This is a genomic window from Neobacillus dielmonensis, assembly GCF_000612665.1.
GTDB lineage: Bacteria > Bacillota > Bacilli > Bacillales > Cytobacillaceae > Neobacillus > Neobacillus dielmonensis.
In genome coordinates this window covers 190,412-203,084 of sequence record NZ_HG942074.1, presented here as the reverse complement: position 1 = coordinate 203,084, position 12,673 = coordinate 190,412, and the positions used below count along the sequence as shown (strand labels likewise).

The following is a 12,673-nucleotide window of genomic DNA, read 5'->3' as shown; positions in this document are numbered from 1 at the left end:
CGATTATTCCATTCTTTTAGTGCCTGCCATTCCCAAATAGATCAACAATATGGCCTGCCTCAAACTTCTGGTCCGAATAGTCTCAACGCCTTCAATGGATCATCCCCGTTATTAATAATGGTAAAACTGGAAACTTGGGATGGTATGAACAATTGGTCACCTTTGTTTACGTTTTGGGTTATTCCATCCGTAATGATGGATGCGTTGCCGGATAGGATGTAGATTCCCGAAAATACTCCGTCCCCTTGAATCCTCATCTGATCAGTAATTTCCAATTGGGTCATCCGAAAATATGGTGTTTGCCTGTATCCAATTAGTTCGGTTTCCCGATTCCCCTCTGATTCAGTTAAGACTTGGGGATTGACTTGCCATTTTTTTAGCGTTTCTTCCCAAGAAAAAGACTCATACTTAAAGATATCGAACATTTTATCGAAACCGATTCCCTGGTGAATTAAGTAATCTTCAATATACAATCCTGAAGGGGATGTTCTTTCCATTCGAATCGTGTAGTCTGTCGGTTCCTGAATTTCTACCAATAAACAGCCTGGCCCAATGGCATGGGGAACGCCCGCCTCAATGAGGAAAGTATCACCAGGTGAAACATAGTATTTATGAAGGCAGCTGAGCATGCCCTGGATATCTTGATCCAGAAACAGCTTTACCCACCGTTCCCTTGTGACACCTGCTTTAAAACCAACATATACATGAGGCGGTTCCCCATTGATTACTCTGCCCCCCACGAAGTGCCAACACTCGGTTTTACCATATTTTGAACCGAAGAAAGCTTGTGCCTTCTCCTTATCAGGGTGCACCTGAATAATTAACCGCTCGGCAGAATCGATCAACTTGACTAAAACCCCTGTCTGAGAGCCGATTCTTTCAACATGTCTTTTTCCTAAAAACTCTTCGGGATTAGATTCCACTATTTCTTTTAAGGTAATGTCCGTATCTGAAAGGTCAATCTTGTTCAACCCATCGTCTTCGCGGCCAATTGTTCTGCTTGAAACAATGGAAATCATCCATTCTTCCGGGAAATGGCTATCCTTTGGATCGTCAATTCCATGCAGTTGATCAATTAATTTTCCACCCAAATAGGTACGCCAAGATCTGGTTGGCTTTAGCTTTATCGGCTTGGAACTCTCAATTTCCACTTGTACATCCTTCATAACATGCTGCCTCCCTGCAAATTGGTTGTTCACTTCAAATGTTAAATGAAAACGATTTCAGTTGAAATTAATAATTTTTCGGACTTTTTATAATATTTTAAGATAATGAGAGAATGCAAGTTTTACACGAGGCAATAAAAAAAAGAACATCCACCTGTCTCTTATGAGACTGGAGGTATGTTCTTTCAGAGAAATTATTTTTGGACTAATTCCTTTGGTTCTTGGAGTAAATCCTTAATCTTGATTGGCTTGTTTTCCTGAACAGAACGCCATACTCCTTCCCCAACGGCAATTGAATAAGCACCTGCTTCTGAACCAGCTAAAATTGGGTATTTTCTGGCCGGGTCTGGTCCTAGGAATAAATCCGCAATTAACACTGGATCCCCTCCGCCATGGCCCCCAGCATTTTTGACAACTTCAATGGTTTCTTTGGCGCCGAAAAGCGGAAAATATTCAATGGTCTGCTCAGGGTATTTAAACGGTATCCGCGAAGGTTCATGGAATTCTGTTGTTTCGATACGGCCTTTTGTTCCGTTAATCGCCAGACGGTACCCTTCATACGGAAGAGAAAAATTGATAGAATAGCTCAGCAGACTGCCACCATCATATTTCACTGTTGCAGTGTAGGTATCTTCGATATTAATCTCTTCATCATATATACAAGCATCAGGACGATAATTAGTATATGGAACATCTTTATACACACCTGCAAGAAGGTGGTCATCTTTTACATTGTTGGTGCCGCTGCGAGGATTCCATCTCATGAAGTAATCGCAATTTGCTTTATCCTCACATGTTCCGCAAAACCGGCTAGGCACTTTGCGAGGATTAAGGTCGCCGTTCGGACCATAATAGTTTAGGGCACCAAAGGCAAACACCTCTTCGGGCTTTTGGTCGAGCCACCAGTTCACCAAATCAAAATGATGGGTCGATTTATGAATGGATAAGCCTCCAGAATTTTCACGGTTACGGTTCCATCTCCTAAAGTAGCTGGAGCCATGGAAGGTGTCGATATACCAGTTTAGATCAACTGATGTGATTCTTCCCAATTTTCCTTCAAGAATCATTTCCTTTATTTTACGATGGAAAGGGTTATAACGATAATTGAACGTCACAATTACTTTTGCTTTGCTCTCTTTTTCCGCCTGCATCACACGATAGGCATCGGCAGCATTCGTTACCATAGGCTTTTCTGTCATTACGTCTATATCGTTTTGTAACGCTCCGAGGATATAATTCACGTGGGAATCATCTCTGCCTGCAACAACAACATAATCAGGTTGGGTTTGGTCAATCATTTGATTAAATTGCTCTGGTGAATAGGTAGGGACGTGTTCCAACTGTGGAAATTGCTCTTTGCAAACGTTAAAACGCAGTGAATCTGGGTCGAGCAGCCCAACAATACGATTCTCTTCTGAGAATTCGTTGATTAATGGTTTTATAAACATATTGATTGCCCGATTACTGACTCCACAAATAACGTACTTTTTCATTCTGCGGCCTCCTTGAGTTTGAGTTCCTTGTATTAATGTTAACGTTAACATTTAAAAGAACACCATAATGTCATCGCTTTCTTTTATTTTAATAGATTTTATTTTTAATTCAATGAAGAATTGATGAAAAATTGTTTTTTTGTTTGAATACAACCTAAAGTTGATTATGTTTTTTCCTAATGATTGTATAGTGGTGCCCATTTCACTCCTATATAGGCAGAAGTGAAATGGAAATCCTGATGTGAGGCTTTAGCAGGCCAGTCCGCAGGAACATCTTGTTTTCCCTAATAATAGTGAGTACGCGGACGGAAACTCTTGGTTGACACGCTGGACTTCTTTTGCAAACTCCTCTTCGGTTTTTGGCACTTCTTTTAATGAATCGGCTTTTGTTTGCGTGTCGATGTAGGCTCCTGGAGGGACAAAGCTTTTAGGCTTTAGTGTCACTCCCCCAGTCACAACTGCCGCAGAGGAAATAAAACTGCCTTCTCCCACTCTAGCGTTATAGACAATTGCTTTAAAACCGATAAATACATTGTCCTCTAATAAACTTGGGCCATGGATGAGGGAACCGTGGGCACATGAAACTTCATTTCCAATATAAATAGAAAATGTTTGATTATTTTTTTCAACATATTTGTCCTTTAGACCATGAAGGATCACACCATCCTGGAGATTGGTATTACGGCCAATATAAAAAGGAGTGCCCTCGTCTGCACGGATACTGACGAACGGAGCAACAAATGAGTTTTCCCTAATGGTGACATCCCCGACAACAAAGGTAAACGGACTTAAAAGAGCATGCTGATGGATTTTGGGACTCTTGGGAGATGGGTTCCAAGATGTAGGTGGGTTTGTACCGACAAAATAACTGTAAATATTATAAGGCCCATAACCATTCATTGGATTTCTCAAAGATCTTTCTCCTTTCTGTGAATGTTTTGCTTTTTAATACTTACGTGCGGTATTGGAAATCATGCATTCCACCTAAAAATATATAAATGAATTTGATGTAGAACGTATTTTAAGAAGCTGAGTAAGGCCCAATGGATTTAAATTTTTTTAGAATAAAGCCATTAATTGGGTGAGACATTAAGGATGGTTAGAACCGTTTGTTTGACAATTAAATTTTCCCGTAATATCTTAGTAAAGGTCTAATAATATTATTCCAATATAATAACTAGGAGTTGAAAGACATGAAGAAATTTGCACTTATCTTTACCGCAATCCTTTTTGCCTTTGCCTTAAGTGCATGCGGCAATAATGATGATAAAAAAGAGAGTACTGGCGAAAAACAAAGCCATTACGATCAAATAAAAGAAAAAGGTGAAATCACGATTGGAACAGAAGGAACCTACGCTCCGTTTACCTTTCACGATGATTCAGGAAAGTTAACTGGTTTCGATGTTGAAATTGCAAAAGAAGTTTTCAAACGTCTGAAAATTAAACCTGTCTTTGTTGAAACTAAATGGGATGGCATGATTGCCGGCCTTGATTCCAAACGTTATGACATGGTGGCAAACGAAGTGGCAGTTCGCCCTGAGCGCTTGGAGAAATACGACATGTCCGATCCGTATATTGTTTCAAAAGCCGTTTTAATTGTAAGTGAAGATAATAACGATATCAAAACTTTGGATGACTTGAAAGGCAAAAAAGTAGGACAATCTCTAGACAGTAACTACCGCAAAATTGCTGAAGAACATGGAGCTACCAATACCGTGGTTGACGGATTTAATCAAGCCATAGACCTGATTACTTCGGGCCGTATTGATGCAACACTTAACGACAGTCTTTCTTACCTTGATTTGAAAAAGCAGCGCCCGGAACTGCCAATTAAAGTCGCTTATGACAAAATTGAGAGTACAAACAATGCGTTCCTTTTCAGGAAAGGTGAAGATGAACTGGCTAAGGCTGTGAATGGTGCTCTTGCTGATATGAAAAAAGATGGTACGTACCTAAAAATTTCAAACAAATATTTTAACGAGGACGTATCTAAGTAAAGGACTGGAGCCAAATGTTTGCCGATCAAGAACGATTTGACCGTATTGTAGGAATCCTTAGTGATTCCTTTTTTCCTATATTAAAAGCAGGAATCCAGTTTACGATTCCATTGACATTAATTACTTTTGTATTAGGGCTCATTTTGGCCTTTTTTATCGCCTTGGCCCGGATTACCAATATCAAGGTGCTTAACGTAATCGCCAGATTCTTTGTCTGGATCTTCCGTGGCACCCCCTTGCTAGTGCAAATTTTTATTCTATTCTATGGATTGCCGAGTTTAGGCATTACTTTAAACCCGTTCCCTGCAGCCGTGATTGCCTTTACGATTAACGTTGGAGCATATAGTTCAGAGATTATCCGGGCCGCGATTCTTTCTATCCCGAAAGGACAGTGGGAAGCTGCCTATTCCATTGGGATGACCAAATCTCAGGCGATGCGGCGTATCATCATTCCACAAGCGATTCGTGTATCCCTGCCGCCGCTTGGCAACTCGTTTATCAGTTTAGTCAAAGACACATCGCTTGCGGCCACAATCACGGTAACGGAACTGTTCCAGAAAGGACAGCAAATTGCTGCCTATACCTACGAACCGCTTTGGATCTACATCGAAGTGGCCTTCATTTACCTGATATTCAGTACCGTTCTCTCTTATCTCCAGAACTGGTTAGAAGCCCGGTTTGAGAGAAGTGTCGCTAAATAATGGAGGTGAAACTCGATGATACAAATTCAGAACTTGCATAAATCGTTTGGTACGCTTGAAGTTTTAAAGGGAATTGACCTATCCATTCCAAAGGGGACAACCGCCGTCATTATCGGACCGTCTGGCTCGGGAAAAACCACCTTGCTCCGGTGTTTAAACCTTTTGGAGATTCCGGATCAAGGTAATATACAGCTAGGTGATCAAATCATCCAGTTTAAGGCAGGAGCGAAACTGAAATCAAAGGAAGTAGTGGATTTTCGAAAAAACACCGGGATGGTCTTTCAAGGCTATAACCTTTTTCCTCACTTGACTGCTTTAGAAAATGTCATGGAAGGGCAAGTGACGGTTTTAAAACGATCAAAAACTGACGCCGAGGCAAAGGCAAGAAAACTTCTAGAAAAAGTCGGACTTAAAGAACGGGCCGATATGTATCCTCATCAATTATCTGGCGGTCAGCAGCAACGTGTTGGGATTGCCAGGGCGATGGCGATGGATCCGCAGGTATTACTGTTTGATGAACCTACATCCGCCTTAGACCCCGAACTTGTTGGAGAGGTTTTAAAAGTGATGAAGGATTTAGCCAAAGAAAATATGACCATGGTCGTTGTCACTCACGAAATGCAATTCGCCCAAGACGTGGCCGATCAGGTCATCTTTATGGACCAAGGTGTTGTCGTCGAAAAGGGAACACCGGAACAGGTTTTCCAACAAACCAGCAATCAGCGAACCTTACAATTTTTAAATAAAGTATCGAGTCGATAAAAAACTGCTAGACAAAATGAAGCTGTTTAATTTCAGCTTCTTTTTTTATATTTCCAGTTACTGCCTCCTAATGTAATGACGCAGGTCACAGACGTTCTCATAAGAATCGTTTAAGATTATTGATAGGACTGGAGGAAATAAGCATGACACGATTTGAACTTCAGAGAAATTTTTTAAAGTCTAACTTTGTTGAATTTAAGAAAATCCGAACAGACAAGATGAACGGACTTCCAAAGCCTTCAAGTATAAAGGCATATGAACCCGAATCAACGATTGTCCCTCTCCCAGAGGTTACGGAAAACGTGGTGAAAAAACATGACATTTACCATCTTATTAAAAATAGAAGAAGCACCCGTTTTTATAGTCAAGAGTCATTGACGCTGGAAGAATTATCTTATTTGCTTTGGGCCACTCAGGGCATTTCCGGTTCGACTAAAACCGGACTGACATTGAGAACTGTTCCCTGCAGTGGAGCCACCCATACGTTTGAAACCTATCTATTTATCATGCGGGTTGACGGCATTCCACAGGGAATCTATCGGTATTTACCAATCGAACACCAGCTATTATTTATGTTTCAGTTGGATGAAATTGACAACAAACTCGATGCAATCACACTCGAGCAGCCATTTGTCCCGAATTTCGCCAAAAAAGCAGCCGTAGCCTTTGCGTGGAGTACGACCCCTTACCGCTCGGAATGGAAATATGACGTTTCCGCCCACAAGAAGATTCTTATCGATATCGGACATGTCAGCCAAAACTTGTATTTAGCCAGTGAATCAATTAATGCTGGAGCCTGCGCTATTGGCATATATGACCAAAAGATGGTGGATGAGATTTTGCAATTAGACGGAGAAGAGGAATTTGTCCTGTTTTTGGCAGCTGTCGGAAGAAAAAGAAAGTAATTCGCCTACAAAGGGGTGCCACTGTCAATAGGCTGACTCCGAAATGAGCCAGCCTTCCATTATCATTTACTTTTGATATTTATTCAATTTAGAAAATACGGATTCCGTGGATTTATGAGGCGTTTTAGCCTTTAAACCGGAAGCCCAAGAAACTTTCGACTCATAGTTTTGGGTATGCTCCTTATTGACTAGGCTTTGCAAGCGTTCCTTATTTTTCTCAAGGGTTTCTTCAAGACCATGGAGGCGATGGCTGGGAAATGACAGCCCTGCTAAAATGGTTGTTACCGTCGGGTCAGATTCAGAGATATAAGTACCCTCAAATAATTCCAGCGGCTCCCCTACTCTTTCAAAGATTGATGGGATATTGATCAGTTTAGCGATTGGCTCAGGACCTTCATAAATTAATCCGGCACGAATTACGCCTGCAGATTCAACCGGACAAAAGATGGAGGTTGCCCAAGATTGTTGTATTTTGCTAGCCACATCTGCTGTAGTCTTGGCATCAGTGATGGCAGTCGAAGCTATGACCGTTACACCTCTAGTATTGAGAATATTCATAAGGTCAGTTTCATCAAAATTCCCATAAAAGGAGCTTTTTTTGGTTACTTGCAGCACATGATTGATGGATTCCATTACTTGTCGATTAGAGGAAAGATAGATTTGATGTTTACTGGATTGCGGGTTTAATTTGCGCAACTGGTCATTATCCACGAGGAATACAGACGAAAGCCCAGTTATTTTAGAAAGCTCCTCCATGCATTCCGCAGCGTTAATCCTGTTGCCCGCTAATACATTGCGGTCTGGCAATACTGGAATGGCACCAATATGAATACCTGGCAACTGGTCTATCAGTAAATCTATAAGTAACGGGCTCATGCCGGACCCGGTGCCGCCGTCAGTAGAGAAGGCCACCAATAAAAGCCTAATATTTTTAAAAGACTTCTGTACAAAATCGATAATTTCCCGGTAGTTTTCATTAACCGCCCGCACACCGATAGAACGATCCTGCCCGGCACCACTGTAACCCGGAACAAAGTACTTTTTCTCCACTCTGGCATTGACCGCGCCATCGCGCTGGTTCGTGTTGATCAACGCGGCTTGAAAGCCCATGGTGGCAGCTATTTCGGCTATATTCCCGCCGGCTTGGCCGACGCCTAGTATTCCAATTGATTTCATCCTATCCCTCCTTCTCTTACTAAAATCATACTCATGTTTTAAAAAATTAGACTGTTTCATTTGCACTTGCACGAAAATAGTTGGGAGCAAAAAGCTTGTTGCTCCTGTCCTTTCCTTAATAAAAAAGCCGGCACAGGACCATTGGCCCCGAGCCGGCTTCATTGAAAAAAATACAAAAATCATTTACCTGGTAAAAACAAAGACTAAATAATTGCGATCGTTCTCATAATCCCATAACATAAATAAATCTTCAATAATACGGGGAAATAAATCCTCGAATTGGATCTTGTGCATCATATATCCCCGCTTAATCTCAATAGATTGATAGAGCAGCAGGTCCATGTTCCCTTTCTTAAAGACAAGTTCCTCCAGCTGTGACAACACTTCTTTTAATTCAATCGCACAAATATTGTGTGTGTATTTCACAACCTTTAATTGGGATGGGCTTTTATGATAATGCATGCCTACCTTTTCAATTAGCTGAGCCAATTCCCTTTCAAAAGGCATGTCAATTTTCGCCACATCATTAGAGAAACCATTTTCCAACAGAATCATTCCTGTATTTGTGTCACAATTCCAGTCATGGTAAAAGCGGTCAAACTCCACTCCCAACACTTCTGAGACTTCCGGAATAAATTCCTTGATAACGGCATTAATCACTTTAGAACGGAATTTATGTGCCAGATACAACTCATCACTTTCCAGCAAAACTTCTTCTGCCGGCGTCAAATAGCTCTTTAAGTAGACGTATAATCTCATCCCCTTAAGAGACACATAACACGTCTCAGGGCCTTTGCCAAATCTGCGCTTAACCAGTTTGCTGAACACACTGCTAAGATAAAGCAAATTTTCTTGGGTCGATTTAATGACTATCCCTCCTTTTTCGGCAATAACAAAAATGGCCCAACTTCCAGGTTAAGAAGTCAGGCCACGGTAAGACGACTATTTATATAGTTTCTTCCATTTACCATACATATGTTGAGCATCATTTAGTTTTTTACCAATATAGATTGCAAACCTAATGACTGCTAGACATTAGACTCCTTTAGTGTAACACGATAACAACTTATCTAGCAATATTAAGTTACCATTGGTAATTGGACCTCAACGCAAGTTCCTTGCGTATTGCTCATAATCTTAACCTTCCCCTTATGCTCTTCAATAATTTGGTAACTAACAGACATGCCAAGTCCCGTTCCACTTTCTTTCGTTGTAAAAAATGGCTCGTGAATTCGTCCGATAATATCTGATGGGATGCCTCCCCCTTGATCAATTACTCGAATCTGGACCCAGGATATATCTGAATAAGACCCCTCAATGAAGAGACTTCCTCCATTTGGCATGGCCTCAATGGCATTTTTGATATAGTTAATAAACACTTGCTTAAGCTGATTTTGGTCGCCGATTATGGTTTCATCCGTAAACCTATACTTTTTTTCAACCTCTACATTATATAATAACGCCTGAGATTCCATCAGGGCGAGAACTTGTTCTAGCAGCACATGGATGTTTACTTCTTCATAGTGGGTTTGGTTTGGTTTAGCAAGAATCATCAGTTCTTTTAAAATGCCTTCGATTCTATTTATTTCTGATTCTACCACTTTAAAATACATCATATCCCCTGTATATTCACTCATGATTAACTGTAGGAATCCTTTAATTGCCGTGATCGGGTTCCTGATTTCATGGGCGATTCCGGCTGCCAGCTGTCCGGCCACTGCCTGCTTTTCAGCGAGCAGCTCTCTCTCCCTTTTAATCATTGTGATATCCTCTAGAACAACATAGTTGCCCACTACTTCCTTATCAAAAAGAATTGGGAATGCCGTAACGTTCACATCCATGAATTCCCTCGATTTTAGGGTGATTTTTGAATCAAAATTTATTAATTTATCCCGGCTCTTTTGATGAAAAAAGGATTGACTCTCATCTATAAATGTCGGACTAAAAAGATCATTGAGAAATAGCTTTTCTAATTCTATTTTAGGGCACTTCAAAAGTAATTCACAGTGTTTGTTCACATAGGCCAATTTTCCAGACATATTAACGATAAAGAAGGGATCTGCATCGTTTGATAGAACGGAGAAATAACGTTCCAAATTTACATCAATATATATATCGAGCAAACAGTTTCGTCGTTTTACTTCATCGACTCCATGTTGCATCCAATCCCTCCCCTCCACCGCATATTAGAAAATAAAAAAGCCAAAATAAGCGCACCCCTAACAGTGGCTTATTTTGGCTTAAGTTCTAGCATCCATCTAGAAAATCATTGCCTTCTAATTTAAATGTCTTAATGACAAATTAATCATTATAGATTAGAGCAAATTTTCTCTATATCCAATATTAATACTATACTTTTTTGGATAATATTTCTAGAGGTTTTTAATAAAAAATTTTCTTATTTATTTAAGAGATGTTTTACAGCATAAACCGGATGATAGACCAGCATCCATGGGCCGGAATAACGCATGACCGTTTTTATTCGGTTTTGGTAATCACGCTGGTAGCAATGGACTTTACAATTAGAACACGCCGTTTTTCCCTTCCCAAACCGACAATAGGAAAGCCGTTTAAGAGCATAGTCCTGTAAGTCTTGACATTTTGGGCATAGTTGACGCTGATGATGTTTCTTTTTACAATACAAATGGATCATTTTAGTGGCGGTTTCTTTTTCCTTTTGGATTACTGGACCACTGTTCAACTGTTTTACCATTACAATTCACCCTTTAATCGACCATTGTTTCCAAAAACGATAGCACGGTTTCCATATCTAGTACGTAGCGATTCCTTACAATTTCCTTACAATTGGGATGTAACGCATTTAAATAGGGCCTATCTATAAAAAGACAGACCCTTTAGCCATACTATTTATCTCTTATTATACAAGCTTATGTGCATACCACTTTTTCCCTTTAAATCTCCAAACAAAAATCGTCCCCCGCACACCCCACTCGATAATCATGGCGACCCAAACCCCAATTATACCAAATCCAAAGGTAATACCGAGTAGATAACCAAGCACCACTCTTAACAGCCACATCGACAGTAACGATGCAACAGAAGTGAAATTTGAATCTCCTGCTGCTCTTAATGCAGCGGGCATATTAAAACTGATCGGCCATAATAATGGCTGGGCAATCGCAGATACTACAATTAAGGTAAAGATAGTTGGGACAATTTCATCTGGTGTATGAAACAACTTCATTAACAACGGGAAAAAAGGAAGTAAAATCAAAGATGTGACCACAAAAAGAATCGAAGAAAGTCCCATCAATGATTTGGTAAATTTCCTTGCATCCTGTATATTCTTTCTTCCAATGCATTGGCCGACTACTGTCACCAAGGCAATACCAATGGCATTGGGCCCAATTTGAAATAATAGAGTAACCGACCCGCCGATCGCATTTGCCGTCATCGCTAATGTCCCCAATGTTACGATAAACGTTTGCGTGAGCAGCTTACCCCCGTTGAAAAAAATTTGTTCAGCCGCAAAAGGCAGTCCGATAAACATGACCTTCTTTAAGATGGAAAAATCAAAATGAATGGCATTTCTTATTTTAAAATGAATCGTATCGTTGTATTTAATGATATACAATAACGATGCGGCCATACCCAGCAATCTCGCCGCAATCGTCGCGATAATTAGACCTTCCACACCCAAATGGAATACGATGATCAATAATACGTTAAGAACTGTATTGCTCAGGTTCAGTAATAACGATAGGTTTAAGCATGGTTTCGTTTCACCAACGCCTCTTAGCGCACCTGTTACTGCTTGGAAGATGGCGATGAACGGATAGGATAGGCAGCTGCCGATTAAATAGATTCTGGCATTTTGCATAACATCGGCTTCCGCCTTTCCAAACAGAAGGGTTAACATCTGCGAATGAAAAACAATCACGAGTGCCCCCAGCAACAAAGAGAAAATCGTCACAGCCGATATCGCTTGTGTAGCTGTTTTTGATACCATCTTCATATTACCGCTGCCCTTAAATTGGGCCACGATTACCGTGCCCCCAGTAGCAACCGCTATAAAGACATTCACCAAAAAGATATTCAATGAATCTACCATACTGACAGCACTCACTGCCGCCACACCAGCAGAACTCACCATTGCCGTATTCAGCAAACTCATTAACACCAAGAAGGCCTGATCGACAAACAAAGGAATAATAATATCAATGATTTGATTGTAATCGATCGAATCACCGGTTAAATATTTATTTAACAAAAAAACCGTTCTCTGCCTCGTCCTCAACGCCATGCTCTTCATTTCGCTACACTTCTTTTTTTATAAATGTAAACTCACCAATAATACGCAATATTATAACACGATTGCTAAGAGAAAACAGCGATTTTTCGCCTATCTAAATAAAATGTTATCGCCCCTTTTCAATGGCCCCATAATGAACAGTGTTACTTTCGAAAGAATCCTATAAAATAGGAATAAAAGTATGTTAATAGAAGGGAAAG

General features: G+C 40.4%; 12 protein-coding genes. 4 read left to right on the top strand and 8 right to left on the bottom strand.

Annotation, left to right across the window (positions count from 1 at the left end):
• Positions 1-59: 59 nt before the first annotated feature.
• The 3 genes from BN2425_RS16280 to BN2425_RS16270 form a co-directional block, all read right to left on the bottom strand.
• On the bottom strand, positions 60-1,166 hold the full coding sequence (locus BN2425_RS16280) for a type I phosphomannose isomerase catalytic subunit (protein WP_052352908.1): 1,107 nt from the start codon (positions 1,164-1,166) through the stop codon (positions 60-62).
• A gap of 194 nt (positions 1,167-1,360) precedes the next feature.
• On the bottom strand, positions 1,361-2,659 hold the full coding sequence (locus BN2425_RS16275; protein ID WP_042461636.1) for a Gfo/Idh/MocA family protein: 1,299 nt from the start codon (positions 2,657-2,659) through the stop codon (positions 1,361-1,363).
• A gap of 249 nt (positions 2,660-2,908) precedes the next feature.
• A complete protein-coding gene (locus BN2425_RS16270; RefSeq protein WP_319922081.1) occupies positions 2,909-3,571 on the bottom strand; it encodes an LbetaH domain-containing protein in 663 nt (220 codons plus the stop codon).
• A gap of 281 nt (positions 3,572-3,852) precedes the next feature.
• On the opposite strand from BN2425_RS16270, the gene BN2425_RS16265 reads away from it, so the two are divergent.
• The 4 genes from BN2425_RS16265 (at position 3,853) to BN2425_RS16250 (ending at position 7,024) form a co-directional block, all read left to right on the top strand.
• Positions 3,853-4,656: an amino acid ABC transporter substrate-binding protein gene (locus tag BN2425_RS16265; protein ID WP_042461634.1), complete on the top strand. Its 804-nt coding sequence runs from the start codon at positions 3,853-3,855 to the stop codon at positions 4,654-4,656.
• 14 nt (positions 4,657-4,670) lie between these two features.
• The gene (locus BN2425_RS16260) at positions 4,671-5,357 is read left to right on the top strand and encodes an amino acid ABC transporter permease (RefSeq protein ID WP_042461632.1); all 687 of its coding nucleotides are present in this window, start codon (positions 4,671-4,673) and stop codon (positions 5,355-5,357) included.
• Between the two features lie 15 nt (positions 5,358-5,372).
• Positions 5,373-6,119: an amino acid ABC transporter ATP-binding protein gene (locus BN2425_RS16255; RefSeq protein WP_042461630.1), complete on the top strand. Its 747-nt coding sequence runs from the start codon at positions 5,373-5,375 to the stop codon at positions 6,117-6,119.
• Positions 6,120-6,262: 143 nt separating this feature from the next.
• Entirely contained in the window at positions 6,263-7,024 is a 762-nt protein-coding gene (locus BN2425_RS16250; protein ID WP_042461628.1) for a SagB/ThcOx family dehydrogenase, read from the top strand.
• A 66-nt stretch (positions 7,025-7,090) separates the two neighbouring features.
• Here BN2425_RS16250 and BN2425_RS16245 read toward each other — a convergent pair whose 3' ends face one another.
• The 5 genes from BN2425_RS16245 to BN2425_RS16225 form a co-directional block, all read right to left on the bottom strand.
• Positions 7,091-8,200: a tubulin-like doman-containing protein gene (locus tag BN2425_RS16245; protein WP_042461626.1), complete on the bottom strand. Its 1,110-nt coding sequence runs from the start codon at positions 8,198-8,200 to the stop codon at positions 7,091-7,093.
• A gap of 183 nt (positions 8,201-8,383) precedes the next feature.
• Entirely contained in the window at positions 8,384-9,028 is a 645-nt protein-coding gene (locus BN2425_RS16240; protein ID WP_195891958.1) for a Na-translocating system protein MpsC family protein, read from the bottom strand.
• 251 nt (positions 9,029-9,279) lie between these two features.
• A complete protein-coding gene (locus tag BN2425_RS16235) occupies positions 9,280-10,362 on the bottom strand; it encodes an ATP-binding protein (RefSeq protein WP_052352907.1) in 1,083 nt (360 codons plus the stop codon).
• A 236-nt stretch (positions 10,363-10,598) separates the two neighbouring features.
• Positions 10,599-10,913 carry a nitrous oxide-stimulated promoter family protein gene (locus BN2425_RS16230; protein ID WP_042461622.1) on the bottom strand — a complete coding sequence of 105 codons (315 nt, stop codon included), beginning with the start codon at positions 10,911-10,913 and terminating at the stop codon, positions 10,599-10,601.
• Positions 10,914-11,078: 165 nt separating this feature from the next.
• Positions 11,079-12,473 carry an MATE family efflux transporter gene (locus tag BN2425_RS16225; RefSeq protein WP_042461620.1) on the bottom strand — a complete coding sequence of 465 codons (1,395 nt, stop codon included), beginning with the start codon at positions 12,471-12,473 and terminating at the stop codon, positions 11,079-11,081.
• Positions 12,474-12,673 lie beyond the last annotated feature (200 nt).